The 25,263-nt window shown below is 66.3% G+C and carries 28 protein-coding genes and 1 tRNA gene; 10 read left to right on the top strand and 19 right to left on the bottom strand.

Annotated features, from left to right (window positions below):
• Window positions 1-38 precede the first annotated feature (38 nt).
• Complete coding sequence (gene rpmB / locus C4N9_RS07540; RefSeq protein ID WP_109532705.1) at window positions 39-320, top strand: 50S ribosomal protein L28; 282 nt, start codon at window positions 39-41, stop codon at window positions 318-320.
• A 296-nt stretch (window positions 321-616) separates the two neighbouring features.
• On the opposite strand, the gene C4N9_RS07535 is transcribed toward rpmB, so the two are convergent.
• Window positions 617-1,687, bottom strand: coding sequence for a 5-(carboxyamino)imidazole ribonucleotide synthase (locus tag C4N9_RS07535; RefSeq protein WP_109532704.1), 1,071 nt, complete (start codon window positions 1,685-1,687; stop codon window positions 617-619).
• A complete protein-coding gene (purE, locus tag C4N9_RS07530) occupies window positions 1,680-2,159 on the bottom strand; it encodes a 5-(carboxyamino)imidazole ribonucleotide mutase (protein WP_109532703.1) in 480 nt (159 codons plus the stop codon). The genes C4N9_RS07535 and purE overlap by 8 nt, the downstream gene beginning before the upstream one ends.
• A 96-nt stretch (window positions 2,160-2,255) precedes the next feature.
• Here purE and C4N9_RS07525 point away from each other — a divergent pair, with 96 nt between their 5' ends.
• Window positions 2,256-3,356, top strand: coding sequence for a THUMP domain-containing class I SAM-dependent RNA methyltransferase (locus tag C4N9_RS07525; RefSeq protein ID WP_109532702.1), 1,101 nt, complete (start codon window positions 2,256-2,258; stop codon window positions 3,354-3,356).
• A gap of 3 nt (window positions 3,357-3,359) precedes the next feature.
• Here C4N9_RS07525 and C4N9_RS07520 read toward each other — a convergent pair whose 3' ends face one another.
• The gene (locus C4N9_RS07520; protein ID WP_146195133.1) at window positions 3,360-3,896 is read right to left on the bottom strand and encodes a hypothetical protein; all 537 of its coding nucleotides are present in this window, start codon (window positions 3,894-3,896) and stop codon (window positions 3,360-3,362) included.
• Window positions 3,897-4,023: 127 nt separating this feature from the next.
• The gene (locus tag C4N9_RS07515) at window positions 4,024-4,242 is read right to left on the bottom strand and encodes a YdcH family protein (protein WP_109532700.1); all 219 of its coding nucleotides are present in this window, start codon (window positions 4,240-4,242) and stop codon (window positions 4,024-4,026) included.
• Between the two features lie 199 nt (window positions 4,243-4,441).
• Between C4N9_RS07515 and C4N9_RS07510 the strand changes: the two genes are divergently transcribed.
• From C4N9_RS07510 to C4N9_RS21855, 4 genes are all read left to right on the top strand, one after another.
• Complete coding sequence (locus C4N9_RS07510) at window positions 4,442-4,858, top strand: Hsp20 family protein (protein ID WP_109532699.1); 417 nt, start codon at window positions 4,442-4,444, stop codon at window positions 4,856-4,858.
• 68 nt (window positions 4,859-4,926) lie between these two features.
• A complete protein-coding gene (locus tag C4N9_RS07505) occupies window positions 4,927-5,148 on the top strand; it encodes a DUF1150 family protein (RefSeq protein WP_109532698.1) in 222 nt (73 codons plus the stop codon).
• A 140-nt stretch (window positions 5,149-5,288) separates the two neighbouring features.
• Window positions 5,289-6,392: a CobW family GTP-binding protein gene (locus C4N9_RS07500; RefSeq protein WP_109532697.1), complete on the top strand. Its 1,104-nt coding sequence runs from the start codon at window positions 5,289-5,291 to the stop codon at window positions 6,390-6,392.
• 210 nt (window positions 6,393-6,602) lie between these two features.
• Window positions 6,603-7,160, top strand: coding sequence for a hypothetical protein (locus tag C4N9_RS21855; RefSeq protein ID WP_168192143.1), 558 nt, complete (start codon window positions 6,603-6,605; stop codon window positions 7,158-7,160).
• A gap of 92 nt (window positions 7,161-7,252) precedes the next feature.
• On the opposite strand, the gene C4N9_RS07490 is transcribed toward C4N9_RS21855, so the two are convergent.
• The 4 genes from C4N9_RS07490 to C4N9_RS07475 all read right to left on the bottom strand — a co-directional run bounded on the left by C4N9_RS07490 (window position 7,253) and on the right by C4N9_RS07475 (window position 11,008).
• Window positions 7,253-8,017, bottom strand: a complete 765-nt coding sequence (locus C4N9_RS07490; RefSeq protein WP_109532695.1) for an ABC transporter permease — start codon at window positions 8,015-8,017, stop codon at window positions 7,253-7,255.
• The gene (locus tag C4N9_RS07485) at window positions 8,014-8,796 is read right to left on the bottom strand and encodes an ABC transporter ATP-binding protein (protein WP_109532694.1); all 783 of its coding nucleotides are present in this window, start codon (window positions 8,794-8,796) and stop codon (window positions 8,014-8,016) included. The genes C4N9_RS07490 and C4N9_RS07485 overlap by 4 nt, the downstream gene beginning before the upstream one ends.
• Window positions 8,797-8,877: 81 nt before the next feature.
• Complete coding sequence (locus tag C4N9_RS07480) at window positions 8,878-9,861, bottom strand: ABC transporter substrate-binding protein (RefSeq protein WP_245902494.1); 984 nt, start codon at window positions 9,859-9,861, stop codon at window positions 8,878-8,880.
• A gap of 271 nt (window positions 9,862-10,132) precedes the next feature.
• Complete coding sequence (locus C4N9_RS07475) at window positions 10,133-11,008, bottom strand: N-formylglutamate amidohydrolase (protein ID WP_109532692.1); 876 nt, start codon at window positions 11,006-11,008, stop codon at window positions 10,133-10,135.
• Between the two features lie 126 nt (window positions 11,009-11,134).
• On the opposite strand from C4N9_RS07475, the gene C4N9_RS07470 reads away from it, so the two are divergent.
• Window positions 11,135-11,209, top strand: a tRNA-Val gene (locus tag C4N9_RS07470).
• 96 nt (window positions 11,210-11,305) lie between these two features.
• Entirely contained in the window at window positions 11,306-11,431 is a 126-nt protein-coding gene (gene ykgO / locus C4N9_RS07465; protein ID WP_072247233.1) for a type B 50S ribosomal protein L36, read from the top strand.
• A gap of 203 nt (window positions 11,432-11,634) precedes the next feature.
• On the opposite strand, the gene C4N9_RS07460 is transcribed toward ykgO, so the two are convergent.
• From C4N9_RS07460 to C4N9_RS07420, 9 genes are all read right to left on the bottom strand, one after another.
• Window positions 11,635-13,290, bottom strand: coding sequence for a peptidoglycan-binding protein (locus C4N9_RS07460; protein WP_168192156.1), 1,656 nt, complete (start codon window positions 13,288-13,290; stop codon window positions 11,635-11,637).
• 32 nt (window positions 13,291-13,322) lie between these two features.
• On the bottom strand, window positions 13,323-14,543 hold the full coding sequence (locus C4N9_RS07455; RefSeq protein ID WP_109532690.1) for a phenylacetate--CoA ligase family protein: 1,221 nt from the start codon (window positions 14,541-14,543) through the stop codon (window positions 13,323-13,325).
• 54 nt (window positions 14,544-14,597) lie between these two features.
• Window positions 14,598-15,434 (bottom strand): ABC transporter ATP-binding protein, encoded by an 837-nt coding sequence (locus C4N9_RS07450; RefSeq protein ID WP_109532689.1) that lies wholly within the window; start codon window positions 15,432-15,434, stop codon window positions 14,598-14,600.
• Between the two features lie 77 nt (window positions 15,435-15,511).
• On the bottom strand, window positions 15,512-16,798 hold the full coding sequence (locus C4N9_RS07445) for an ABC transporter substrate-binding protein (RefSeq protein WP_109532688.1): 1,287 nt from the start codon (window positions 16,796-16,798) through the stop codon (window positions 15,512-15,514).
• A gap of 68 nt (window positions 16,799-16,866) precedes the next feature.
• A complete protein-coding gene (locus tag C4N9_RS07440) occupies window positions 16,867-17,943 on the bottom strand; it encodes a branched-chain amino acid ABC transporter permease (RefSeq protein ID WP_109532687.1) in 1,077 nt (358 codons plus the stop codon).
• A 4-nt stretch (window positions 17,944-17,947) separates the two neighbouring features.
• Window positions 17,948-18,934: a branched-chain amino acid ABC transporter permease gene (locus tag C4N9_RS07435; RefSeq protein ID WP_109532686.1), complete on the bottom strand. Its 987-nt coding sequence runs from the start codon at window positions 18,932-18,934 to the stop codon at window positions 17,948-17,950.
• Between the two features lie 10 nt (window positions 18,935-18,944).
• On the bottom strand, window positions 18,945-19,769 hold the full coding sequence (locus tag C4N9_RS07430; protein WP_109532685.1) for an ABC transporter ATP-binding protein: 825 nt from the start codon (window positions 19,767-19,769) through the stop codon (window positions 18,945-18,947).
• 11 nt (window positions 19,770-19,780) lie between these two features.
• Window positions 19,781-21,769, bottom strand: a complete 1,989-nt coding sequence (locus tag C4N9_RS07425; RefSeq protein WP_109532937.1) for an AMP-binding protein — start codon at window positions 21,767-21,769, stop codon at window positions 19,781-19,783.
• 114 nt (window positions 21,770-21,883) lie between these two features.
• On the bottom strand, window positions 21,884-22,504 hold the full coding sequence (locus tag C4N9_RS07420) for a LysE family translocator (protein ID WP_109532684.1): 621 nt from the start codon (window positions 22,502-22,504) through the stop codon (window positions 21,884-21,886).
• Window positions 22,505-22,682: 178 nt separating this feature from the next.
• Between C4N9_RS07420 and C4N9_RS07415 the strand changes: the two genes are divergently transcribed.
• Complete coding sequence (locus C4N9_RS07415) at window positions 22,683-23,645, top strand: cation diffusion facilitator family transporter (RefSeq protein WP_245902489.1); 963 nt, start codon at window positions 22,683-22,685, stop codon at window positions 23,643-23,645.
• On the opposite strand, the gene C4N9_RS07410 is transcribed toward C4N9_RS07415, so the two are convergent.
• Both C4N9_RS07410 and C4N9_RS07405 read right to left on the bottom strand, forming a co-directional pair.
• Window positions 23,642-24,058 (bottom strand): DUF1801 domain-containing protein, encoded by a 417-nt coding sequence (locus tag C4N9_RS07410; RefSeq protein ID WP_109532683.1) that lies wholly within the window; start codon window positions 24,056-24,058, stop codon window positions 23,642-23,644. The genes C4N9_RS07415 and C4N9_RS07410 overlap by 4 nt on opposite strands.
• A gap of 67 nt (window positions 24,059-24,125) precedes the next feature.
• Window positions 24,126-24,710 carry a TetR/AcrR family transcriptional regulator gene (locus C4N9_RS07405; protein WP_109532682.1) on the bottom strand — a complete coding sequence of 195 codons (585 nt, stop codon included), beginning with the start codon at window positions 24,708-24,710 and terminating at the stop codon, window positions 24,126-24,128.
• A 76-nt stretch (window positions 24,711-24,786) separates the two neighbouring features.
• Between C4N9_RS07405 and C4N9_RS07400 the strand changes: the two genes are divergently transcribed.
• Window positions 24,787-25,239: a cupin domain-containing protein gene (locus tag C4N9_RS07400; RefSeq protein ID WP_245902488.1), complete on the top strand. Its 453-nt coding sequence runs from the start codon at window positions 24,787-24,789 to the stop codon at window positions 25,237-25,239.
• Window positions 25,240-25,263 lie beyond the last annotated feature (24 nt).

The following is a 25,263-nucleotide window of genomic DNA, read 5'->3' as shown; positions in this document are numbered from 1 at the left end:
CAAACCGGCGCCCGCCTGATAAAGACGAGGATGACACCATGTCGCGCCGCTGCGAACTGACCGGTAAGGGCCCGATGTCGGGCAACAACGTGAGCCACGCCAACAACAAGACCAAGCGGCGCTTCCTGCCGAACCTGGTCGATGTGACCCTGGCGTCGGAAACGCTTGGCAAAAGCTTCAAGATGCGCATCTCGGCCTCGGCCCTGCGCTCGGTCGACCACCGCGGTGGCCTCGACGCGTTCCTCGCCAAGGCGAAGGATGTCGAGCTTTCGGACCGCATGCTGGCCGTGAAGAAAGAACTGGCCAAGGCCGCAGCCTGATCGACCGGGGCAGACGTTGAGTTCAGAAGGCCCCGCTTCGGCGGGGTTTTTCGCGTTGCGCTTTCGGACCTGAAGAAAGGGGGCTGTCTGCCCCCTCTTTGCCTGACGGCAAATTCACCCCCGAGGATATTTTCGGCGTAAAGATGGGGGTTAACGAACCCTTAATCCGTCCTTGTCCCCCGGTATCCATTGGCACGGTCGGAGGGGAGGTCCGGAGGGGGCGCCTGCGGCCCCTCCGGGCGGGTGCGAGCGGCAGCCCGCCGGGCCGAGGGGGCTCGATGCCCCCGAGGCCCGGCCTACCCCCGGACGATCCGGTTGACGTGACCCATCTTGCGCCCCGGTCGCGCGGCGCCCTTGCCGTAGAGATGGATCTGCACATCCGCCGCGCGCGCCAGCTCCGGCACGCGGTCCACGTCGTCGCCGATCAGGTTTTCCATCACCACATCCGCGTAGCGCTGGCCGTTGCCCAAAGGCCACCCCGCCACCGCGCGGATATGCTGCTCGAACTGGTCGACCGTGCAGCCGGCCTGCGTCCAATGGCCCGAATTATGTACCCGGGGCGCGATCTCGTTGACGATCAGCCCGCGCGGGGTGACGAACAGCTCGACCCCCATGACGCCGACATAATCGAGCGCGTTCAGGATCTTCCCCGCCAGCAGCACGGCGTCCATATGCTGGCCCGGGGCCAGCCTTGCTGGCAGCGTCGTCGTGCGCAGGATGCCGTCGCGGTGCACGTTCTCGCCGGGATCGTAGCAGGCGACCTCGCCGGTCACGCCGCGCGCGGCGATGACGGAAACCTCGTGCGTGAAGTCGACGAAACCTTCGAGAATCGCCTCGGCGCCGCCCATCTCGTCCAGCGCCGCACCCGCCTGCGCGGGTTCCATGATCCGCGCCTGCCCCTTGCCGTCATAGCCCAGACGCCGGGTTTTCAGGATGGCGGGCGTGCCGATCTCGGCAAGGGCCGCGTCCAGCGCCGCCCTGTCCGGCACGTCGCGATAGGGCGCGGTTTTCAGGCCCAGCCCGGTCAGGAAATCCTTTTCCGTCAGCCGGTCCTGTGACACGGCCAAGGCCCGGCGCCCCGGGCGCACGGGTTTCAGGCTTTCCAGCAGGTCGAGCGTCGCAGTGGGGATGTTTTCGAATTCATAGGTGATGACATCGACCGAATCGGCGAAGGCGCGCAGCGCCGCCTCGTCATCCCAGGGTGCCGTGGTCACCGTCTCGGCCACATGGCCGGCAGGCGGGTTCGCGCCCGGGTCGTAGACATGGCAGCGCAGCCCCAGCCGCGACGCCGCCACCGACAGCATGCGTCCCAGCTGCCCGCCGCCCAGAATTCCGATCACCGCGCCCGGCTGCAAGGTCTCACTCATCCGTGGGCTCCTCGGCGATGGAAGCGCTGAGCGCCTCGCGCCACGCGTCGACGCGTCCGGCCAGCGCCGCGTCGCTCACCGCCAGCATCTGCGCCGCCATCAGACCGGCATTGGCGCCGCCGCCGATCGCCATGGTCGCGACGGGGAAGCCCTTGGGCATCTGCACGATGGAATAGAGGCTGTCGACGCCCGACAGGGCGCGGGTCTGGATCGGCACGCCGACGACGGGGATCCGCGTTTTCGAGGCCATCATTCCGGGCAGATGCGCAGCCCCCCCGGCGCCCGCGATGATCACCTTGAGCCCGCGCTCGGCTGCCGTCTTGCCGTAGGACCACAGCCGGTCGGGCGTGCGGTGGGCCGAGACGATCTTGGTCTCGTAGGAGATGCCCAACTCGTCGAGGATCGCCGCCGCCTCGCGCATCGTTGGCCAGTCCGATTGGCTGCCCATGATGATTCCCACGTCCACGGCCATGCTGTCCCCCTGGATTGCTGTGGCGCGGCGTTAGCATTTTGAGGCTGCGTTGCAAAGGCTCTCGCCCCCTTGCGCGAAAGCGCGTAAGCCGGGGCCATGCCAGAGACCTTTTTCCTTGTCGCCGCCCCCGGGCTGGACGAAACCCTCGCCGCCGAGGCCCGCGCGGCGGGGTTCAACGGTGTGACGCTTGTCCCCGGCGGGGTCGAGGTGGCGGGCGGCTGGCCCGAGATCTGGCGCGCCAACCTGATGCTCAGGACGGCGACGCGGGTGCTGGCACGGGTGGCCGAATTCCGGGCAATGCATCTGGCGCAGCTCGACAAGCGCGCGCGCAAGGTCGACTGGGCCTCGGTCCTGCGCCCGGATGTACCGGTCAGGGTCGAGGCAACCTGCCGCAAGTCGAAGATCTATCACGCCAAGGCCGCGACCCAGAGGATCGAGCGCGCAATCGCCGAGACACTGGGCGCGCCGATTGCCGCCGATGCCGCCATCGTCGTGAAGGCGCGGATCGAGGACGATCTGTGCACGATCAGCCTCGATAGCTCGGGCGAATCGCTGCACAAGCGCGGGCACAAGACCTTCACCGGCAAGGCGCCGATGCGCGAAACCCATGCGGCGGCGATTTTGCGGATGCTGGGTTTCGACGGCACACAGGCCGTGGTCGACCCGATGTGCGGCTCGGGCACCTTCGTGATCGAGGCGGCGGAAATGGCGGCGGGGCTTCTGCCCGGACGCGAACGGGACTTCGCCTTTCAGAAACTCGCCGCGTTCGACGCCCAGGCTTTCGACAAGATGAAAACCACGCCTCAGCCGGAAGCGCAGCTCCGGTTCTTCGGCTCGGACCGCGATCAGGGCGCGATTCAGGGGGCGACCGCCAATGCCCGGCGCGCGGGCGTGGCCGACTGGTGCCGCTTCACCCGCAGCCCGGTCTCGGAGCTGACCCCGCCCGACAGCGTGGCGCCCGGTATCGTCGTCATCAACCCGCCCTGGGGCGCGCGGATCGGCGACCGGAAGATGCTGTTTGCGCTTTACGGCGCGCTGGGGCAGGTGCTGGCGCAGCGGTTTCAGGGCTGGACCATCGGGCTGGTTTCCCCCGATGCGGGGCTGGTGAAGGCCACGGGCCTGACGCTGAGCGCGACAGAGCCCGCGATCGATCTGGGCGGCACCCGCGTCACGCTGTGGCGCGGGGTGCCGGGCTGACATTCAGCCGCGCAGGTCGCCGATCCGGCTGCAATCGCTGATATAGCGGCCCATATGGCTGGCCAGACCGCTCAGGGGCAGGTGCTCGACCGCACCGCCGGGAACCTGGTAGGTCAGCCTGTTCTGGCCCGCCATCACGCCCCAGAGCGGATCGGACAGATCCAGCGCCACGCTGATCCCCCATGTGCCCTCTTCCGGCTTCACGACCATCGCGTCGTGATACATCGCATAGCCCGGCGCCATGATCTCGACCTCGACCTTGTCGCCTTCGCTCAGGTTCGACACGTCATAGGCCAGCGTGAGCGCGCCATAGACCCAGTTCGCCCCGATATTGCAGCGCGACCATGCGCGCACCGCATCGGTTTGCGGGATGCCATAGGACAGACCCAGATAGGTATCGAGCGGGTTCGCCTCGACATAGCGGTGATACTCCCACACCATCCCGTCCTGAGCGCTGGCGGGCAGGCTGGAAAGGACGGAAGCGGCAAGCGCGAGACCGGCAGCAGCGAGGGAAAAGCGGCGGGGAGCGTGGCGGGACATGGTGACGACCTTTGTTGCGATTGCGTGTTTCAAAGCCTGCCTTGTCCGGCGTGGCTATGGGTCCATGAAATCGCAAGAGCGACGGGGCATCAGTTCCGCCGGGAACAGGCCCGTTCGACCCGCCGCTTCAGGCAATGATATCCGGCGTCAATTCGTCTTCGATGCGGGAAATGGCGTCCTTGAGCGACAATTTCCGCTTCTTGAGGCGCTTCATCGCCAGTTCGTCCCCGGTGCCCCGGTCATGCATGGCCGCGATCGCCTCGTCGAGATCCCGATGCTCGCGGCGCAACACCTCGAGCTTCACGCGCAGCACCTCTTCGTGGTTCAGTTCGCTGGGAGCATTCATCGGTGATCGACTCGACTTAGGGTGCAGGAAGTGTAGCCGCTTTCCCCGCACAAGCAAAGCTTTCAGAGGGTTACCAGAACCCGACCGGGCGACGCGCCAGCCCTTGCAGGGCGCCCGTGCGCCCCCCATATTTGTCGGGACACCGCGCCAGCCGCACAAGCGGGGGCCGGGTCGCGCGTCGCTGATACAGGACCGGACCATGACGAAATTCGCCTTTCCCTCGCACCCGCTGCTCTTGGGTTTCGAGCCGCTCGAACGGCTTGTCGAACGCACTGCGCGCGCCGGGGCGGACGGGTATCCGCCCTTCAACATCGAACTGGTGGAGCCCAATCGCTTCATCATCACCCTCGCCGTCGCGGGCTTCACCGCCGAGGATATCGCCATCACGCTGGAAGACCGGCAATTGGCGATTCGCGGTCAGCAGGCCGACCCGGGCGACGAGCGGGTCTTTCTTCATCGCGGCATCGCCACCCGCCAGTTCCGCCGCGCCTTCGCGCTGGCCGAAGGGGTCGAGGTGGCGGGCGCAAGGCTCGACAACGGGCTTCTGGAGATTACCCTTGAAAGGCGGGAGCCCGAAACCGTGGTTCGGACCATCCCCATCACCCGCGCGCCCTGACACGCGCCCCAGATCTTCGCGCGCGGACGCGTCCGCGCCTTTTCCCCGCGGCTGACAGGAGCAAGGACATGCAAACCCCCTATCCCTTCGTTCCGGACGGCAAACTCGCCTATATCCGGCAAATCGACATCGACACCCTGCCCGACGACATCCGCAGCCAGATCCCCGGCGGCGTCGAGGTCTGGGGCGTGCACAGCGACGACGGCGAATGCATCGCGCTGACGCAGGATCGCCCGACCGCGTTCTTCGTCGCGCGCGAGCATGACCTGGAGCCGGTCAGCGCGCATTGACCGCGCGCAGGGGGCGCTGCCCCCGGACTTCTGTGGATGACAGACGGGGCGGCCCTTTCGCGGGGGCCGCCCCGTTCCGGCCTGCGGCTTGCACTCGGGCCTCGCGCGGCCTAGCTCTGGCGCAGATACAGGAGATGCCCATGCCCGCGCCCATTCCCGTCACGCTGCTCACCGGCTTTCTCGGCTCGGGCAAGACCACGCTTCTGAACGCGCTGCTGAAAGATCCGGGCATGGACCGCGCGGCCGTGGTGATCAACGAATTCGGCGAGATCGGGCTGGATCACGACCTGATCGAATCCTCGACCGAGACGATGGTGCTGATGGGCTCGGGTTGTCTGTGTTGCACGGTGCGCGGCGATCTGTCGCAGACGCTGGGCGACCTGCGGGACCGGCGCGAGGCGGGCGAAGTGGATTTCGACCGCGTGGTGATCGAAACCACGGGCATCGCCGATCCCGGCCCGATCGTGCAGACGCTGGTGATGGATGGCGACCTGTCCTTCGATTTCGCGCTGGACGGGGTGCTGGTCACGGCGGATGCCGCGACGGGCGCGCGCACGCTGGAGAAGCAGTTCGAGGCGGTGCAGCAGATCGCCATGGCCGACCGTATCGTGCTGACCAAGACCGATCTTGTCAGCGCCGCGCAATTGCAGGACTTCGAATCGCGCATCGTCGCGATCAACCCGGGGGCGCCGCGCACGAAGGCCGATCACGGGCGCATCGATCCGGCGATCCTGTTCGGCCTGTCGCCGACGCAGGAAAGCTCGCGCAAGCAGGCGCTCGACTGGGTGGCGGCGGCGAAATCGAAGCCGTCCCTGCCGCCGCTCTCGGGCCTGAAGGACACGCGACCGATGGGCAGCACGCAAAGCCACGGGCTGTTCGGTGCGGGCCCGCGATCGGCCAGCTATCCGGCCAGCCATGACGGGCGCGTGAGCTCGCAATCCATCGAGATCGCCGAGCCGATCTCGCCCATCGTGTTCGACCTGTGGCTGGAAAGCCTGATGAACTCGGCCGCGGCGGATATCCTGCGGCTCAAGGGCGTGGTGCATGTCGAGGGCATGAAGCATCCCTTCGCGCTGCACGGGGTTCAGCACATCTTTCATCCGCCAGTGCCGCTGAGCCACTGGCCCGAGGACGACAAGACCACGCGCATCGTGGTGATCGGGCGCGACCTGCCGCCCGGCTATCTTAACGAGAGCCTCGCTTTCTTGAAATCCAGACCGCCGGTCGAAGAGCACCGCATCTGACACCCGCGTCTTGACCGAAGCCGCCGCCCATGCGGGCAGCAGGGGGGCGGATTGATGAAAAACGGGGCGCCGCCCGGCATGGCCGCAGCGCCCGGCGGGCGATTTCAGTCATCGGCTTGTCACGGATCAAAGTGTACGCGAGGGATAAAGGCCAGACTCGCCTGACCCAGCGTCACATCCGACCCAACCGTTCCAGCCGAGGAGACCGCCATGAGCAACCACAGCCACCCCTTCGCGCCGGCAATCCATTTCTGGTCCAGCCTCTGGCAGGCGCAGATCGAGCAAAGCCTGCGGATCTGGGGCCTCTGGGCACAATACATCCCGCATGACAGCGCGTCGGCGCTGGCGCGCGAGGCCGCCAAGCCCGCCCCCGTGGTGCGGACGGCCCCGGCCCGCAAGGCGACGGCGCCCAAGGCCCAGGCCAAACCGGCCACCCGGTCCAGGGCGGTGCCTGTGGCCAAGGCCGAGGCGAAACCTCAGGCCAAGCCCCAGACCAAGACCCAGACCAAGACCCAAGCCAAGCCCGCGACCAACCCGGTTTCCCCCGCAAAAACCGAAACCGCCACGGTCGCCCCCCTGCGCCCGGCACCCGGCGCGCAGCCTGCGGCGAAAACGGCCAGCACGGCCGACCCGAAGCCCGCTTCAACGGCAACCCGTGGCGCCGACCCCAAACCTGCGACCGAGCCGGCGCGCCCCACCCGCACCGCCGCGCCGCGCAAAGCGGCCGAGGGCGACGCCAAGCCCGACACGCCGCCGACCGTGCACTGATCCGAACGGCGCCCCGGATAAGGCCCCGCAAAAAGGCCACGAGAAAAGGCCCCGGGCCCGCAAGGGTCCGGGGCCTTCGCCTCAGACGCGGATCAATGCGCGGTGCGCACCGCCCAGCCCGCGAAGATGTATTCGAGCGCCACCACCGCGTAATACAGCACGATCCCCAAAGCCGCGAGCGCCAGCAGAACCGCGAACATCAGCGGGAAGTCGCTGTTGGTCTGCGCGCTCTGGAACAAATGCCCCAGCCCGCGCCCGTGCGGCGTGATGATCTCGACAAGGTTGGTGCCGATGAAAGCCAGCGTCACCGCGACTTTCAGCGCGCCGAAGAACTCGGGCAAGGTTTTCGGCAGGGCGATCTTCCAGAACACCGTCATCCGGCTGGCCCCGAGCGAGCGCAGGATGTCCCGATATTCGGGCTCAAGCGTGCTCAACCCGATGGCGACCGAGACGGCGATGGGAAAGAACGAGATCATGAAGGCCATCAGGATCGTGTTGAAATCGTGCTGCCCCACGAACATCAGCGCGATGACCGGCACGACCGTCGCCTTGGGGATTGCGTTGAACCCCACCAGAAGCGGGTAAAGGGCGTCGTTCATCACCTTGGACAGGCCCATGATCATGCCCAGAAGCGTGCCGAACACCACCGCCACGCCCAGCCCCACCACGGTGCGCCACAGCGTCTGCCAACCGTACAGCCAGAACAGCTCCTGGTAGCGCAGGAAGGCAGGCCACAGGTCCGAAGGCGAGGCCATCTTGTAATCGGGCCAGCCCATCACCCAGACCAGAAGCTCCCACAACAGCAGCAGGATGACGATCGCGCTGACCGGGATCAGGATCTTCTTCCAGTCGATCATGCCACCGCCCTCCCCTGCGCGATCTGGATCTCGCGGCGCAGCACCGCCAGGCGCTCGACCGTCTCGGGTTCGTAAAGCATCTCCAGCGGACGCGGCCCCGGCACATCCACCTGCATCACGTATTGCGTCGTCGCCGGGCGGCCCGACAGCACCACCACCTGATCGCCCAGATAGACGCTTTCGCGCAGGTCATGGGTGATCAGAAGCGCGGTGAAAGGCTCTTTCGCGCGCAGCTGGTGCATGGTCTGCCACAGATCCTCGCGCGTGAAGGCGTCGAGCGCGCCGAAAGGCTCGTCCAAAATGATGATGTCGGGCTTGTGCACCAGCGCCCGGCACAGGCTGGCGCGCTGGCGCATCCCGCCCGACAGCTCGGACGGGCGCTTGTTTTCGAAGCCTTCCAGCCCGACCAGCGCCAGTAGCTCTTTCGCGCGGGCCTCTTTCTGCGCCTTGGGCATCGACGGCGCGACGATCTCCAGCGGCAGGATCACGTTCTGCAGGATCGTGCGCCATTCCAGCAAAACCGGGTTCTGGAACGCCATCCCCACCGTTTTTCGCGGGCTTTTCACCAGCTCGCCATGCAGCCAGACCTCGCCCTGATCAGGGAACATCAGCCCCGCGATCAGCCGCGTGAGCGTCGATTTCCCGCAGCCCGACGGCCCGACCACGGCGCAGAAGGAATGCTGCGGGATGGCGATGTTCAGGTCTCGCAACACCGGGAAGGGCCCGGCCTTTGTCTTGTAGGCATGTGTCACGCCCTTGATGTCGATCAGGTTTTCCACCCGTTTGTCCCCGCTTGCTGTCCCCTCGGAAAAAGGCCCGGTCGGTCGACCGGGCCTTTTTGTTTCATCCCGCGTGACGGATCATTCCATCATCAGGCTGCCATCGGTGGGCAGGTACTCGCTGGTGAAATAGCGCGACGCATCGGGCTCGTTGGTGAACTCGTAGGTCATCGCGATCTGCTCCAGCGACGAGGCGAAGCGTTCCTCGTCGATGCCGCCGATGCCGTTCTCCATCACCCAGTCGGTCAGGATATTGTCGCGCAGCGCCATGTTCAGGCGGGCGACTTCCAGCTCGCTGTCCAGCGCCGGGTTGCGTGCGGCAATCGCTGCGACCCCCGCTTCGGGATCGGCCGCCGCGTCGCGCACGCCCTGCGCCACGGCGCGCAGGAAGCCCGTGACCAGCTCCGGGTTCTCGGCTGCCCAGTCGGTGTTGACGATGATCGCGTTGCCATAGAGGTCGACGCCGTAATCGGCCATCAGCATGACGACGATGTCATCCTCGGGCACGCCCAGACGCATGGTCGACAAGGACGAGGTGAACGAAAAGCCGGTCACGGCTGCGACCTGGCCCTCGGCCAGCATCGGCTCGCGCGTGGGGAAGCCCACGGGCTCGACGGTGATCGCGTCCATGTCGAGGCCCTGCTCGGCCGCGAAGACCGGGAACTGCGCCCAGGCGCCATCGGGCGGCGGCGCGCCCAGCACGCGGCCTTCCAGATCGGCGGGGGTTTCCACGCCCAGGCTGCGGCGCCCGACGACGGCAAAGGCCGGGACGTCGTACATCATCATGATCGCGGTGACCGGCGCATCGGGGTTCTGATCGATGAACTTGATGACGCTGGCCATGTCGGCAAAGCCGATCGGGAAGGCGCCGGTGGCGACTTTCGGAATCGCGTCGAGCGAGCCCTGTCCGGGCGAGATTTCGACGTCGAGGCCCTCGGCTTCGAAATAGCCGTTGTCGATGGCCAGGAAATAGGGCGCGGCCGGGCCTTCGAAACGCCAGTCCAGGGTGAACGGAACCGAGGTCTGGGCAAAGGCGGCGGGCGCGGCGAGCACCGCGCCAAGCAGGCTGGCAAGAAGAAGGGGTCGTGTCACGATGGGCTCCCATTTACGTCGGACTGACGTCATTGTCGGCGCTCCGCCCCGGCATGGAACGAGTCGTTGCGCGCTTTGCAACAAGGCGGCGGTCGCCGCCCAAAGTTGAGGCCGTTTTTAGCACGGCAGCGCAAAGTTACATCACTTGTGGCGTGTCGGCTTCGCAAATCGGCAGAAACACTTGTCTTGAAACCGGAAGAATGCGGGCGGTGACCGGCTGTCTGCCGGTTTTCAGGGCACCCGCCTATTCCGCCGCCAGGTCCGGCGCCCCGGTATCCAGTTCAGGTGCCAGAGGCAGCGCCGCCAATTGGCCGATGACCCGGGCCATCAACTGGCGGAAGCCTTGGAAATCTGGCAGCGGCTCGACCCGCCGCTCATCGAGATAGAGCGCGCGGTCGATCTCGATCTGGACCGCGTGCATCCCCTGCGAGGGCCGCCCGTAGCGCTGGGTGACATAGGCCCCGGCGAAAGGCGCGTTGCGCGCCACCCGAAACCCGGCCTCGCGCAGCACCTGCTCGATCTGTTCGACCACCCCGCCCGAGGCCGAAGCCCCCCAGCGGTCGCCGACCACGATATCGGGCCGCGCGCCGCCGCGCGCGGTGTAGCCGCTCAGCGCCTCGTGCGGCATCGAGTGCATGTCGCACAGCAAGACCTGCCCGAATCGCGCCCGCTGCGCCTCGATCAGCGCGCCCAGCCCGGCATGGTAGGGCACCCAGTACCGCGCGATTCGCCGCTCGGCCTCGGCCAGTGGCAGCTTGCCGCGATAGATCGCCCGCCCGTTCGACACGACCCGCGCCAGCACGCCGAGCCCCGAGGCGATTCGCGGGTTGAGCCCGGCGCGCGGCGCCCCCTCGATCAGCGCCGGGTCCAGCTCGTCCGCGGCGCGGTTGAAATCGACATAGGCGCGCGGCACCTCGGTCGTAACCAAGGGCGCACCGGAGGCCGGCGCGGCGCCCAGAAGCAGGTCGATATAGGCATCCTCGGACGAGCGCAGCACCTGCCCGTCCACCTGCGCCCGGGCCATCATGTCGGCCGGATAGACCCGCCCGGAATGGGGCGAGGCAAAGACCACGGGCGAGGTGATCTCGGCAGGTTCATGGATCTCGATGGCACGCGGCATGGGGTTTCCTTTGTCCCGACTATATCGGGCAAAAATCCGGTGCGGAAAGCCCTTGCGCACCCCGCCGAGTCCTTTTATAGACCCGTCCACGGACGCGGCTCCCCTTCGGGACGGGGCCAGCCGGACGGGCGCGTAGCTCAGTGGTAGAGCACTACGTTGACATCGTAGGGGTCACAAGTTCGAACCTTGTCGTGCCCACCATGGCCTTCCTGTTAGGCCGGTGTTCATCGCGTCCCTGGGACCTCCCGGGGGCGTCAAAGTTTCAAGGCGCCCAGCGCCGCGAAGAGGAGACGACCGATGAAGGTCAAGAATTCCCTGCGCTCGCTGAAGCAGCGCCACCGCGATTGCCAGATCGTGCGCCGCAAAGGCCGCGTCTACGTGATCAACAAGACCCAGAAGAAATTCAAGGCCCGCCAAGGCTGATCCAGCCGCGGCCGTCTGGCCCGGTTCAGGGTAAAAGCCCGGACCGTGATGGACCCGAGGGACAGAAAAAGGCCGCGCATCAGCGCGGCCTTTTGCTTTGCCAGGGGCCAAGGCAGGCGGTGATAACCGGCCCCGACCGGCGCGACGCTGTAGGGTGCGTGCTCTGCACGCACCGCTCGCGGTCCCGGACCGCCCCGCCCGCCTCACCGCAGGATGTCCACCACCCCCTCGGCCAGCAGCCGGGCGACGATCGGCTGGGTCAGGAAACCCGTCACCGGCAGGTCGGCGCGCCGCTGGTAACGCCGGATCGCCCGGCGCGTGTCATCGTCGAAGACCCCGTCCGCCGGGCCCGGTTCCAGCCCCAGCCGCTCGAGCCGCTGCTCGACGATCACGCGGGTAAAGGTCGGCAGCCGCATCAGGTCCTCTTCGGCCTGCGCGGCGGCGTAATCCACCTCGGGCGGTGCCGGGCGGCGCAATTCCTCGATCCGGCCCCGCGCCTGCTCGGCGAAGGCGCCGTCGGGATTGGCCTGCAGATAGCCCTGATACGCGGCGATCGTGTCGGCTTGCGCCGCCTGGTCCCAGGCCGCGCGGTCGCGCGCCTGCGCCGCCTCGCGGCGCTGCGCCTCGATCTGCGCCAGCCGGTCCTGCGCGACCGGGGCGAAGATCCCGTCGGGGAAGCGTTCGAGATAGGCGCGCATGCCCACCTCGTCCTGCCCCGAGCCGGTATCGCGCCAGAACTGCCGGTCCTGCCGCTCCTGCTCGGCGGCGCGGGCGCGGGCTTCTTCCTCCAGCTCCGCCGCCCGGCGCGCGCCCTGCTGTGCAAGGCGGAAGATCTGGTCGCGGTCCAGGTATCCCGTGACCGCGATGTCGTTGCGCCCCTGCCACGACCGTATCGCGCCCCGGGTCCCCGACCCGAAGATCCCGTCGATGCCGCGCGGGTCGAAATTCAGGATCGTCAGGTCCCGCTGGATCGCCCGGCGCTCGTCCCGGCTCAGACCCAGCGCCGCCTCGATCCGCTCGGGCGTGTTCATCAGCTGCTGACGCGCGGCGCGGGCCTCGGCCACGAAAGCGCCTTGCGGATAGGCCGAGAGATAAGCGTCATAGCCTTCGACCGTGCCCAGATCGCGCGCCGTCTGCCACGCCACGCGGTCCTCCTGGCTGCGGTCGGGGGCAGGCGCGGGCGCCGGGCTGGTCCCGTCGGGCAGGAAGGCCAGGTAGGGCGGGTTGAACCCGTCCAGCGTGACGTCGCTGCGCCCCGCCGCCGCGTCTCCGACGGTCGTGCCCGGCGCGCTCACGTCGCGCAGCACGGCGGCGACGCCGACCGACGAGCCGCGCACCAGCGTCACGCCCTGCGGCACCTCGATCATCGGCGGCAATCCGCCCCGGAACCCGCCATCCAGATCATCGGGAAACCCGTAATCCGCCAGCGCGACGATGGCCCCGCCCTGAATCTGGCCCGCGATGGACAGAACGGTGTCCAGCCGCACGCCATAGCCCTCGACCGACGCCATGTCGGGCGCGCGGCTGTCGGTGCCCATCAGCCAGACGGTCCCGCCCGCGCTGACGGTATAGCCCGAAAACAGGATCACCACCCGTTCATGGCCGTCGTCGCGCAGGCTTGCGGACAGCGTCGAGAGAGCCGCCCGCATCGCGTTGGCCGACAGGTTCGTGGCGATGTCGACGTCGAAGGCCGCGCCGCCGAGGATCCGCTCCAGCTGCACCATGGCGCCCGATCCGCGCGCGTTGCGCAGCTCGGTGTAATCTTCATTGGCGACGATCAGCGCCGTGCCGGATTGCCCCCAGACCGGGGTCGCGGAAAGAATAGCCGCCGTCAGCAGGGCGAAAATACGGGTCGTCATCCAGGGCCTCCCAGTTTGCGGAGGCATTCAGGTTACTCGTAGCTTCGCAGATCCTCGATCACCTTGCCGTCATTGGGCAGGGTGCCGGGCGGCACGAGCTCGACCTTGCCCCGCAGTTTCAGCGTATCCAGCACGCTTTGCTCATACAACGCCGGATTGGACGCCCGGGTTTCGATACGCACCGTCATCACGTCCATTTCCCCCTCGCGCGAGGCGATGACGCGGGCGCGCGCCACCTCGTCGTGATGCGACACGAAGGCCGCGACCTGTTCGGGGCGCACGAACATGCCCTTGATCTTGGTGGTCTGATCGGCGCGGCCCATCCAGCCCCTGATGCGCAGATTGGTGCGCCCGCAAGGGCTTTCGCCCTCCATGATCGCCGACAGATCGCCGGTGGCGAAGCGCACCAGCGGGTAATCGCGGTTGAGCGTGGTCACGACCACCTCGCCCACCTCGCCATGCGGAACCGGATCGCCGGTGCCGGGGCGCACGATCTCGACGATCACGCCCTCGTCGATGACCATGCCGTCCAGCGCGTCGGTCTCGTAGGCGATATTGCCCAGATCGGCGGTGGCATAGCATTGGCGGCAGATGATGCCCCGGTCGGCATAGAATTGCCGCAGGCTGGGAAACAGCGCGCCGCCGCCGACCACCGCCTTGGTCAGGCGCAGCGTCTCGCCCATCTCGTCGGCTTTCTCGAGGATGATCTTCAGGTAATCGGGCGTCCCCGCATAGGCCGTGGTGCCGATATCGACGGCGGCACGGACCTGCAATTCGGTCTGGCCGGTTCCGGCGGGCAGCACCGCGGCGCCGACGGCCCGCGCGCCGTTCTCGAACATCAGCCCGGCGGGCGTCAGGTGATAGCCGAAGCAATTCTGCACGATATCGCCGCGCCCCACGCCCGAGGCCGCAAGGAACCGTCCCAGCCGCCACCAGTCGGGGCTGGCGCGGCCGGGCTCGTAGATCGGGCCGGGGGACTGGAAGACATGGTCGAAGTCATGCACCGCCAGCGCCGCATAACCGCCGAAGGGCGCGGCCCGACCCTGCGCGGCGACCAGCTCGGATTTGCGCAGCACCGGCAGCGCGGCAAGCGCGGCGGCGTCGGTGATCGCGGCGGGATCGATATCGCCCAGCGCCTTTTCCATCCCCGCGGTCGTCTGCGCGCGCGCGATCAATTGCGGAAGGTCCACCGCCAGATCGGCGGCGCGCTGATCGGCCGAGCGGGTCTCCAGCGTGTCGAAATGCTTGCTCATGGCTCCCACGATTGCCTCCCGTTCTTGGTCTGCGTGGCGATGGCGGCGGGGTTTTCAGGCCAGCCAGCGTTTGCGGCGGCGATAGCTGCGCACGTCGCGGAAGGATTTCCGGCCCTTGTCGGACATGCCGAGATAGAATTCCGCCACGTCGGGATTCTCGCGCAGTGCCTTGGCGCTGCCATCCATCACGACGCGGCCGTTTTCCAGAATATAGCCGGTATGGGCGTATTTCAGCGCCACGTTGGTGTTCTGCTCGGCCAGCAGGAAGGTCACGCCCTGCTCTTCGTTCAGCCGTTTCACGATCTCGAAGATCTGCTCGACCAGCTGCGGCGCAAGCCCCATCGAGGGCTCGTCCAGCAGGATCGTCTCGGGGCGGGCCATCATCGCGCGGCCGATCGCGACCATCTGCTGCTCACCGCCCGAGGTATAGCCCGCCTGCGACTTGCGGCGGGTCTTCAGCCGGGGAAAGTACTCGTAGACCATGTCCAGATCGGCGGCGATCGCGCCGCGCCCGTCGGTGCGGGTATAGCTGCCGGTCAGCAGGTTCTCCTCGACCGTCAGGTGTTCGAAGCAATGGCGGCCTTCCATCACCTGGATGACCCCGGTCTTGACCAGGTCGGCGGGGTCCTTCCCGGCGAGATTCTCGCCGCGATAGACGACCGATCCCTTGGTGATCTCGCCACGCTCGGATTTCAGCAGGCCGGAAATGGATTTCAGCGTCGTCGACTTGCCCGCGCCGTTGCCACCCAGAAGCGCGGTGATACCGCCCTTGGGGACCGACAGGCTGACACCTTTGAGCACGAGGATCACGTGGTTGTAGATCACCTCGATATTGTTGATCTCGAGCAGCGTCTCGGCGGCGGTCTGGGCGTCTGGGCGGTGGTCGAACATGGGTGCAATCCCGTCAGAAACTCGGTTGGGGGTGGGACGGGCGCGCGAAGCGCCCGTCCCGGATCTTGCAGAACCGCTTACAGGCAGCCCGGCGTGATGTTGTTTTCCGCCGCGTAGGCCGCCGCATCGGCGGTGGCGAGTTCGCCGATCAGCTCGCGATCCGAATCGATCCAGTCGGTGATCAGGCTCCAGGTCTGCGTATCCGCATCCCATTGCTGGATCATCGCCGCGCCCGAACCGCCGTGGTTCTGGCAGGACACGTCGAACGGCGCCGAGAAGTTCGGCAGGCCCAGTTCGGCCAGACGCTCTTCGGAGATGCTGAGCGCTTCCATGCCCGCACGCATTTCCGCCGGAGTGATCTGGGCGTGACCGGCCAGTTCCTGCGCGGTGCGCGCGGCTTCGACCGCCAGCATCGCCGCGTAGAGACCGCGCGAATACACCGCCGAGCCGATCTGGTCGCCATTGCCGGCGGCAAGACCGCGATCCACGACATAGGTCTGGATGTCGTCATAGACCGGGTAATCGGTGCCGACACCGTGGAAGGTCAGCGCGGTGTAGCCATCGGCGCCCGCACCGACCGGGACCACGTCGTTTTCCGAACCCGACCACCAGATGCCGATGAAATTCTCCATCGGGAAGCGGATATTGGCGGCTTCCTGGATGGCGACGGCGTTCATCACGCCCCAGCCCCACATGATCACGTAATCCGGGCGCTCGCGACGGATCTGCAGCCACTGGCTGGACTGTTCCTGACCGGGCGAGTCGACGGGGATCTCGACCAGTTCGAAGCCGTAGCGTTCGGACAGGTTCTGAAGCGTCGGGATCGGCTCACGGCCATAGGCCGAGTTGTGATAGATCAGGACGATCTTCTTGCCTTCGAGCGAATCGTCGTTCTGATCGAGCAGGTAGTTGATCGCGACCGAGGCGCCGTCCCAGTAATTGGCGGGATAGTTGAACACCCACGGGAAGGTTTCGCCTTCCATGGCCGAGGTCCGGCCGTAACCCATCGTGTGCAGCGGCACGCCGTCTTCGGTCACGCGGGGGATCAGCTGATAGGTGATGCCAGTCGAGAGCGGCTGCACGATCAGCGGGCTGTCGCCGCGGATCGATTCATAGCATTCGACGCCGCGCTCGGTATTGTAGGCGGTTTCGCATTCGGTGGTGCGGATCGGCAGGCCGCCGATACCGCCGTCGCGCTCGTTGATGAGCGTCAGGTAGTCCTGATAGCCATCGGCGAAGGGGATGCCGCCGGGGGCGAAAGGCCCGGTCCGGTAGTTCAGCATCGGAAAGTGCAGGTCCTGCGCAACCACGGGCGTGGCGATCGCAGCGGCCGCAACCAAGGCGGCTATTTTGGTCATCTTCATTGGTTCTCCTCCCAGTCGATGACGGTTTCGTTCGTTATTCCCAACCCTGTAATCCGGCCCCGCCCTCCTCAATGCGGGAACGGCCACAGTCGCAGTTTCTCTTTCACGGTGCGCCACAGCGCGGCCATGCCGTGCGGCTCGGCGATCAGCACGATGATGATCAGCGCGCCGATGATCATGATCTCCAGGTGCCGCGCCAGATCCGAGGGCCAGCCCAGCCCGTCGACCAGCAGCAGTTTCAGCAGCACCGGCAGCACGACAAGGAACGCCGCCCCTAGGAACGAGCCCAGGATCGAGCCCAGCCCGCCGATGATCACCATGAACAGCACAAGGAAGCTCTTGTTGATCCCGAACGCCTCGCCCGCCTCGACCGCGCCCAGATAGACGGCGAAGGTCAGCGCGCCGGCGACGCCCACGAAGAAGGACGACACGGCAAACGAGGACAGCTTGGCGATCAGGGGATTCACGCCGATGATCTCGGCCGCGATATCCATGTCGCGGATCGCCATCCAAGTGCGGCCCAGCGTGCCGCGCGTCAGGTTGCGCGCCAGCCATGCCATCGCGACGGTGAAGATCAGGCAGGTGAAATAGACCGCCGTCGAGCTGGCCGAGGCGCCGGTGATGACGACCCCGAACATGGTGCGCTCGGGCATCGAGATCTGGCCGGTCGACGAGTAGTTGAAGAACCAGCCATAGCGGGTGAACAGCCAGATCAGGAAGAACTGCGCCGCCAGCGTGGCCACGGCCAGGTAGAAGCCCTTGATCTTCAAGGACGGCAGCCCGAACAGCACCCCCACCGCCGAGGTGACCAGCCCCGACAGGATGAAGACGATATAGATCGGCATCTCGGGGAAGGCGGTGGTCAGCTTGAAGGTCGAATAGGCGCCCACGGCCATGAAGGCGGCGGTGCCCAGCGACAGAAGGCCGGTATAGCCGATCAGGATGTTCAGCCCCAAAGCCGCGATCACGTAGATCAGGAAGGGGATGACGATGGAATTGGCCCAGTAATCCGTCAGCACCATCGGCACCAGCAGGAAGGCCACGGCCATGACGGCCCAATAGGCGGTGCGGTCAAACCGGATCGGAAAGGTCTGGTTGTCGCTGGCATAGGACGTCTTGAAATCGCCCGCTTCACGGTAAAGCATCGTGTCAGACCCTCTCGATGATACGTTCGCCGAACAGGCCCTGCGGACGGAACAGCAGGAAGACCAGCGCAAGCATGTAGGCAAACCAGTTCTCGGTGGCGCCGCCGATGATCGGCTGCATGAAGAAATCGAACAGCTTCTCGCCTACGCCGATCAGAAGCCCGCCGACGATGGCACCGGGGATCGAGGTGAAGCCGCCGAGAATGAGCACCGGCAGCGCCTTCAGCGCGATCAGCGACAGCGAGAACTGCACGCCCGATTTCGACCCCCACATGATCCCCGCGACGAGCGCGACGATGCCGGCGATGGACCATGTCAGCACCCAGATGAACCGCAGCGAGATGCCCACCGACAAAGCTGCCTGGTGATCGTCGGCCACCGCGCGCAGCGCCCTGCCCTGCTTGGTGTATTGCGAGAAGATCACGAGCGCCGTCACCAGCACCGCCGCGATGCCCAGCGCCCAGAGCGACAGCTCGTCCAGGTAGAAGCCATAGCCGAACAGGTTGTAGGTGACTTCGTCCACCCAGGGCGACATGCCCTGCGGGATGCCGACATCCAGCCGCTTGACCTCGGCCCCCCACATGATGTCGCCCAGTCCTTCTAGGAAATAGGCCAGCCCGATCGTGGCCATGAACAGGATGATCGGCTCCTGGTTGACCAGATGTTTCAGCACCAGCCGCTCGACCAGGATGGCGATCAGGATCATCACCAGCACGGTCAGGATGATCGCCAGGACGGCGGGCATGGTGAAGCCGAAATCGTGGATGTTGGTGCCGAAGATGGCGTTGATCAGATGCGAGAACGGCACCTGCCCGGTCTGGAACCCCACCAGCGTCAGCGCCGCGAACAGCGCCAGCACGCCCTGCGCGAAGTTGAAGATGCCCGAGGCCTTGAAGATCAGGACGAAGCCCAGGGCCACCAGCGAATACATGATGCCCACGGTCAGGCCGTTGGCCGCCGCTTCAAGCGCGAAGAGTACGTTGTCTGACATGCCCTGCCCCTTATTCGTCGTGGCTGACGCCGAGATAGGCGTCGATCACGTCCTGATTGTTCCGCACCTCGTCGGGCGTGCCGTCGCCGATCTTCTTGCCGTAATCCATCACCACCACGCGGTCGGACAGGTCCATGACCACGCCCATGTCGTGCTCGATCAGCACGATGGTCGTGCCGAATTCGTCGTTCACGTCGAGGATGAAGCGGGACATGTCCTCTTTCTCTTCGACGTTCATGCCCGCCATCGGCTCATCCAGCAGCAGGATCTGCGGCTCGGCGGCCAGCGCGCGCGCCAGTTCGACGCGTTTTTTCAAACCGTAGGGCAGACGCGCGACCGGGGTCTTGCGGATATGCTGGATCTCCAGGAAATCGATGACCTTCTCGACCTTCTCGCGGTGTTCGTCTTCCTCGCGCGCGGCCGGTCCCCACCACAGGGCCTGTTTCAGGAACCCCGATTTCATCAGGTTCATCCGACCCGTCATGATGTTGTCGAGCACCGACATGCCCTCGAACAGGGCGATGTTCTGGAACGTCCTGGCGATCCCCGTGCGCGCGACCTGATAGGGCGGCATCTTGGCACGCTTGTAGCCCTTGTAGATGATCTCGCCTTCCTGCGGCACGTAGAAGCCCGAGATGACGTTCATCATCGACGACTTGCCGGCGCCGTTGGGGCCGATGATCGCGCGGATCTCACCCTCGCGGATGTCGAAAGAGATGTTCTTTATCGCCTCGACGCCCCCGAAACGCAGGGTGATGTTCTTCAGCTCCAGCACCACGGGGCCGATCTGGCGACCATCGGCGGTGACGTAGCCTTCTGCGGATTGGTCCAGCATGTTCGTATCCCTCATTCCGCCGCCATCCGCTGCCCGTCAGGCGCCACGACCTTGGCGTCGCGCAGCTCGACCGTCGCTTTCAGCACGCCCTTGCGGCCGTCCTCGTAGCTGACCTCGGTCTCGGTATAGACGCTGTCGGCACCGCCATAGAGGCCCTCGATCAGGTCGGCGAATTTCTCGGCGACGATGTTGCGGCGCACCTTGCGGGTGCGGGTCATCTCGCCGTCGTCGGCATCGAGTTCCTTGTGCAGCACCAGGAAGCGGTGGATCTGGCAGCCCGAGAGCATCGGGTCCTCGGCCACCGAGGCATTCACGGCCTCGACATGTTCCTGGATCGTGGCCAGCACGCGGGGATGGCCGGCCAGTTCCTGATAGCTGGAATAGGCGATGTTGTTGCGTTCGGCCCAGTTGCCGACGGCATTCAGGTCGATATTGATGAAGGCCACGCAGCGGTCGCGCCCGTTGCCGAACACCACGGCCTCGAGGATGTTGGGATAGAACTTGAGTTTGTTCTCGACATATTTGGGCGCGAACATCCGGCCATCGGCCATCTTGCCCACGTCCTTCGCCCGGTCGATGATCCGCAAATGGCCTGTATCGGGCTCGAAGAAACCCGCATCGCCGGTGGCGACCCAGCCTTCGGCATCCTTGGTGGACGCGGTGCTTTCGGGGTTCTTGTAATATTCCACGAAGACACCCGGCGAGCGGTAGAACACTTCACCCGACTCGGCGATCTTCACCTCGACACCCGGCGACGGCACGCCCACCGTATCCGAACGCACCTCGCCATCGGGCTGCTGGGTGATGAAGACCGAGGCCTCGGTCTGGCCGTAAAGCTGCTTCAGGTTGATGCCCAGCGAGCGGTAGAAATCGAAGATCTCGGGCCCGATCGCCTCGCCCGCGGTATAGGCCACGCGGATATTGGACAGGCCCAGCGTGTTCTTCAGCGGCCCGTAGACCAGCATCTCGCCCATGCGGTACTTCAGCCGGTCGCCCGCCGAGACGGGCTTGCCGTCAAGGATCAGGCCGCCGACCTTGCGGGCATGGGCCATGTACTTGTCGAACATGCGCTTTTTCGCGGCGCTCGCGTCTTCCATGCGGATCATCACCTGCGTCAGCATGGTCTCGAAGACGCGGGGCGGGGCAAAGAAATAGGTCGGCCCGATCTCGCGCAGATCGGCGGCCATGGTGGTTTCGTTTTCCGGGCAGTTGACGCAGAACCCCGCCCAATAGGCCTGACCCATCGAGAAGATGAAATCGCCGACCCAGGCCATCGGCAGATAGGCGAGGATCTCGTCCTTGCGGGTCAGCGTGTCGAACTGGCACGAGGCCTTGGCGGTTTCCAGGATGTTGCGGTTGGACAGGACCACGCCCTTGGGCTTGCCGGTCGTCCCCGACGTGTAAAGCATCACGCAGGTGCTGTCGTAATTCAGCGCGGCGCGCCGCGTCTTCAGTTCCGCCTCGAACCGGCTGCGCGCGGCCAGACCCTCGGCCTGCACGTCCATCAGCCAGTTCATGCGGGCGTGGTCGTATTTGCGCATGCCGCGCTTGTCGAGATACAGGATCTGCTCGATCCCCGAGACCTCCTCCTGCACCTCAATGACCTTGTCGACCTGCTCCTGATCGCCGCAGATGGCAAAGCGCGCGCCGCAATGGTCCAGCACATAGGCCATCTCGTCGGCGGCCGCGTCCTGATACAGGGCGACGGGCACGGCCCCCACGGATTGCGCCGCGACCATCGACCAGTACAGGGCCGGGCGGTTGCGGCCGATGATGGCGACGTGATCGCCCGGGGCCATGCCGAGCGCCAGAAAGCCCATCGCCAGCGCATCGACCTCGGCCTTCACCTGTTTCCAGGTCCAGGATTGCCAGATGCCGAATTCCTTCTCGCGATAGGCGGTCAGGTTGGCATTCTCGATGGCGTTGCGCGCGAGCAGCGCGGGCACGGATTCCAGCGCCGACTGCGTTGCGGTCGTGGTCACCACTCTGTCTCCTCCCATGTCGCGCCCGGCAAACCCCGCCTCCATTCAGGGTCCGCCGCGCGGTGCTAGATTGGTGGCGGCCGAGTTTTGCCGCAGTTTGTCGCAATCCTTACGAATTGTAACACGGTGCGTTCAGCGCTCCTGCAGCGCCAACCGCAGGCCCAGCGCGCAATAGACACCGCCCACCACCTTGCCCTGCCAACGCCGGATGGCGGGGTTGGCCTGCAGGATCCGCGACACGCGCCCCGCGCCGACCGCCACGATCAACGTGGCCAGCGTGCCCATCGCGACGAACAGAAGACCCAGAACGCTGAGTTGCAGCGCGACCCGGCCCAGCGCGGGGTCGACGAATTGCGGCAGGAAGGCAAGGAAGAACATCGCCGATTTGGGGTTCAAGAGCTCGGCCAGCATCGCCTGCCGGAACGCCCGCCCCGCGCCCAGCGGGCGGGCGCGGGCCAGGTCGGGCGCGCCTTCGAAAAAGCTGCGCAGGCCCAGCCAGATCAGGTAGCCCGCGCCCAGCATCTTGATGACGAAGAACGCCTCGGCCGAGGCCAGCACGATGGCCGAGATCCCCACCACCGCCAGCGCGGTATGCATGAGATCGCCCAGCGCGATGCCAAGGCTGGTGGCGACGCCCACCCGCGTGCCCGAGCTGGACGCGCGCGCGAGCGTCAGCAGGATCGACGGGCCCGGAAAGAACACGAACCCGGTCAGCACGGCAAGATAGGTGATCAGCGTGTGAAGCTCGGGCATGGGGTCTCTCCTGCGGATGGCCTGCCGATACTGCCCCCGGTGCGGGAGCCGGGCAAGGCACGACGCGCGACGTGCCCTTTTGCGCGCAAGCGACCGCAGGGGATGGCCGCCCGGCGCAGCGGCGCTTATCCCCAGATTCTGCGTTGCAGCGGACTGGACCGGGGGCTACCGAAGCGCCATGCTGACCCCCATGACGACCCCCGCCGCTTCTGATTCCCGCCAGACCCAATGGCTGAACATGTCCGCCGGGCTGGCCTCGGTCGGGGTGGCGGTCACGCTGGTGGTGCTGAAGCTCTGGGCGCTGATCGCCACGGGCGCGCTGTCGGTTGCGGCGTCGCTGGCGGACAACGCGCTTGACGTGATGATGTCGGTGGGCGCGCTGGCCGCCATCGCCTATGCCGCGCGGCCCGCCGATTCCGACCACACGTTCGGCCATTCCTCGGCCGAGGACCTGGCGGCGCTGGCGCAATCGGCGCTGGTGCTGACCTCGGCGCTGGTGATCATGGCGATGGCCCTGTCGCGGCTGTTCGCCGCCGAGGCCCGGCCGCCGGCGGAAGAAGGCTGGGGCATCGTGGTGATGCTGGTCTCGGTCGTGCTGACCATCGCGCTGGTGCTCTGGCAGCGTTATGTCGCCCGCGCGACCGGCAACAAGGTCGTCGCCGCCGATTCGCTGCATTACCTCGGCGACCTCTTGCCCACGCTGGGGGTTCTGGCGGCGCTGGCGACCTCGGCCCTGTGGGGATTGTCGCGCGTCGATTCCATCGTCGCGGCGCTGGCGGCCCTGTGGCTGGCGCGCAGCGGCCTGAAAATCGGGCGCGAGGCCTGGAACGCGCTCATGGACCACGCCGCCGCGCCCGAAGTGGTCCAGCGGATCAACGTGATCGCCGCCGACTGGCCCGGCATCACCGGTCATCACGACGTGAAGACCCGGATGGCAGGCAGCCGGACCTTCATTTCGCTGCATGTCGAACTGGATGGCCGGCAGACCCTGAACGAGGCCCACGCGGTCGCCGACGGGCTGGAGCACAAGCTGGAGGCCGAGATCCCCGGCGCCGAAGTCATCATCCATCTGGATCCGGTCGGGCCGGGCTCGGGCCGGGTGCCGCGGGGCGACGATTTCGAACGGCCGTTCGAGCGTTAATCCGCAACCTTGCCGAAACCGGGCAGCGCGCTGGCCTGGCGACACCAATCGGCCAGCCGCGCCTCGTCGAGGGGCGCCTTCTCGCTGACATGCAGATAGCGCGTGGACGGGTCCTTCGATCCTTCGGGCGGCGGCGGATCGAGCGAGGCACCCGCGAAGAAGGCGACTTTCACGTACCGCGTCATGACGTGGTAACTGACGACATAGTCACCGCCCGCCGGCCCGTAGAAGGGCGAGTTCCATTTGACCGCCTTGCGGACCCCGGGGATCGACCTGGAAATCACCCTGTCCAGATCTTCGCAGGCCTGCCGCTTCCAGCCCTCGAGCGCGTCGATATAGGCACGCACGGGGGCGTCGCCCAAACCCTTGGGGATCTGCGGATTGCCGCCCGTCAGCAGTCTCGGCTTTGCCATGATCCGGTTCCCTCACGCTCGCGTCGGATGGAGCCTAGCAGACAACGGACACCGATCAATCCACCGGTCACGCCGCAGGCAGGAACCGGTCCAGCAGCGCGTCGACGGCGGCGCGACCGACGCGGTCCGCGTCGTCATCCTCCAATCCGCAGACATCGCGCGCGGCAATGTGGTATTCGATGCCGGTCCCGGTGGTGGTCAGGCACAGGATCAGCATCCGGAAATCGGCCTCTGTCATGCGCGCGCGAACCGGCTCCAGCGCGGTCTCGAAGGCCGGGATGCGCCGGGCGCCGCGCCGGATCGGCTTGTCGGGTGCCCAGGCATCCATCATCCGCGCCAGGAACTTGCGAAAGCCCGGCTCGTGCTCGCGACCGAACCGGCGGAAATAGTCGCTGACGATATGCACGCGCCGGCGCACATCCGTCTCGTCGCCCAGCAGAAGCACAGTGGGTGTCACCGCGACATCGAGCGTGGCTTCCGAGGCCAGGACGCCGGGATCCGAGAAGTAACGATACGCCGTCGCCTTCGAGATATTCGCGTGCCGCGCCACGGCCTGAACGGTGATCTCCTGCCCCGCCGCCGAAAGCTCGCGCGCGGCCTGCAGCAGGGCCGACCGCGTCCGGGATTTCTGCGCGCTGCGTCCGTTCGTCATGCCGCTTGCCAATTCAAAAATGTGAGACTAGTGTCTCATTATAAGACTTATTCCCATTATACCCGGAGTTTTCACCGTGGCAACGCATCGTCGATTTCATCTTCTCGGAAACATCCTGCACTTTCACAAATTCAGCCACGAGACGAACGGCACCTATTGCCTTGTCGAAGCCCGGGTTGCTCCCGGTGCGGGCGCCCCGCCCAACCGCCACCCGGGCGAAGAAGAAGCCTTCGTCGTGCTGGAGGGGCAGTTCGAGTTCCTGCTGGGCGACCGGACGGTTCGCGTCACCGGCGGCGACAGCGTGACGATCCCGTCGGGCGCCGTGCATGCCTTCACCAATGTCGGCGACACGCCCGGTCGCCTGATGATCTTCAACGCGCCGGGCGCCGTGCATGACGCGTTCTTCGCCGGGCTCGGCGATCCGGTGGACGCGGGATCGTGGGATTTCCCCGCCTCCGACGGCCCGCCCGATATTCCCGCCCTGATCGCCGCCGCGAAACAGACGGGCGTCGAGATCGTCGCCGGCTGAAGGCTCCCGTTTCCCTTCAAGACC

The organism is Pararhodobacter marinus (genome assembly GCF_003122215.1).
In the GTDB taxonomy this organism is placed as follows: Bacteria; Pseudomonadota; Alphaproteobacteria; order Rhodobacterales; family Rhodobacteraceae; genus Pararhodobacter; species Pararhodobacter marinus.
This window is presented reverse-complemented; position numbering and strand designations above follow the sequence as displayed.

What these genes read in the sequence shown, in the direction of transcription:
- rpmB (WP_109532705.1), top strand. Translation starts at nt 39, where the DNA reads ATGTCGCGCCGCTGCGAACTGACCGGTAAGGGCCCGATGTCGGGCAAC.
- C4N9_RS07535 (WP_109532704.1), bottom strand. Translation starts at nt 1,687, where the DNA reads ATGAGTGAGACCTTGCAGCCGGGCGCGGTGATCGGAATTCTGGGCGGC.
- purE (WP_109532703.1), bottom strand. Translation starts at nt 2,159, where the DNA reads ATGGCCGTGGACGTGGGAATCATCATGGGCAGCCAATCGGACTGGCCA.
- C4N9_RS07525 (WP_109532702.1), top strand. Translation starts at nt 2,256, where the DNA reads ATGCCAGAGACCTTTTTCCTTGTCGCCGCCCCCGGGCTGGACGAAACC.
- C4N9_RS07520 (WP_146195133.1), bottom strand. Translation starts at nt 3,896, where the DNA reads ATGTCCCGCCACGCTCCCCGCCGCTTTTCCCTCGCTGCTGCCGGTCTC.
- C4N9_RS07515 (WP_109532700.1), bottom strand. Translation starts at nt 4,242, where the DNA reads ATGAATGCTCCCAGCGAACTGAACCACGAAGAGGTGCTGCGCGTGAAG.
- C4N9_RS07510 (WP_109532699.1), top strand. Translation starts at nt 4,442, where the DNA reads ATGACGAAATTCGCCTTTCCCTCGCACCCGCTGCTCTTGGGTTTCGAG.
- C4N9_RS07505 (WP_109532698.1), top strand. Translation starts at nt 4,927, where the DNA reads ATGCAAACCCCCTATCCCTTCGTTCCGGACGGCAAACTCGCCTATATC.
- C4N9_RS07500 (WP_109532697.1), top strand. Translation starts at nt 5,289, where the DNA reads ATGCCCGCGCCCATTCCCGTCACGCTGCTCACCGGCTTTCTCGGCTCG.
- C4N9_RS21855 (WP_168192143.1), top strand. Translation starts at nt 6,603, where the DNA reads ATGAGCAACCACAGCCACCCCTTCGCGCCGGCAATCCATTTCTGGTCC.
- C4N9_RS07490 (WP_109532695.1), bottom strand. Translation starts at nt 8,017, where the DNA reads ATGATCGACTGGAAGAAGATCCTGATCCCGGTCAGCGCGATCGTCATC.
- C4N9_RS07475 (WP_109532692.1), bottom strand. Translation starts at nt 11,008, where the DNA reads ATGCCGCGTGCCATCGAGATCCATGAACCTGCCGAGATCACCTCGCCC.
- ykgO (WP_072247233.1), top strand. Translation starts at nt 11,306, where the DNA reads ATGAAGGTCAAGAATTCCCTGCGCTCGCTGAAGCAGCGCCACCGCGAT.
- C4N9_RS07460 (WP_168192156.1), bottom strand. Translation starts at nt 13,290, where the DNA reads ATGACGACCCGTATTTTCGCCCTGCTGACGGCGGCTATTCTTTCCGCG.
- C4N9_RS07455 (WP_109532690.1), bottom strand. Translation starts at nt 14,543, where the DNA reads ATGAGCAAGCATTTCGACACGCTGGAGACCCGCTCGGCCGATCAGCGC.
- C4N9_RS07450 (WP_109532689.1), bottom strand. Translation starts at nt 15,434, where the DNA reads ATGTTCGACCACCGCCCAGACGCCCAGACCGCCGCCGAGACGCTGCTC.
- C4N9_RS07445 (WP_109532688.1), bottom strand. Translation starts at nt 16,798, where the DNA reads ATGAAGATGACCAAAATAGCCGCCTTGGTTGCGGCCGCTGCGATCGCC.
- C4N9_RS07440 (WP_109532687.1), bottom strand. Translation starts at nt 17,943, where the DNA reads ATGCTTTACCGTGAAGCGGGCGATTTCAAGACGTCCTATGCCAGCGAC.
- C4N9_RS07435 (WP_109532686.1), bottom strand. Translation starts at nt 18,934, where the DNA reads ATGTCAGACAACGTACTCTTCGCGCTTGAAGCGGCGGCCAACGGCCTG.
- C4N9_RS07430 (WP_109532685.1), bottom strand. Translation starts at nt 19,769, where the DNA reads ATGCTGGACCAATCCGCAGAAGGCTACGTCACCGCCGATGGTCGCCAG.
- C4N9_RS07425 (WP_109532937.1), bottom strand. Translation starts at nt 21,769, where the DNA reads ATGGGAGGAGACAGAGTGGTGACCACGACCGCAACGCAGTCGGCGCTG.
- C4N9_RS07420 (WP_109532684.1), bottom strand. Translation starts at nt 22,504, where the DNA reads ATGCCCGAGCTTCACACGCTGATCACCTATCTTGCCGTGCTGACCGGG.
- C4N9_RS07415 (WP_245902489.1), top strand. Translation starts at nt 22,683, where the DNA reads ATGCTGACCCCCATGACGACCCCCGCCGCTTCTGATTCCCGCCAGACC.
- C4N9_RS07410 (WP_109532683.1), bottom strand. Translation starts at nt 24,058, where the DNA reads ATGGCAAAGCCGAGACTGCTGACGGGCGGCAATCCGCAGATCCCCAAG.
- C4N9_RS07405 (WP_109532682.1), bottom strand. Translation starts at nt 24,710, where the DNA reads ATGACGAACGGACGCAGCGCGCAGAAATCCCGGACGCGGTCGGCCCTG.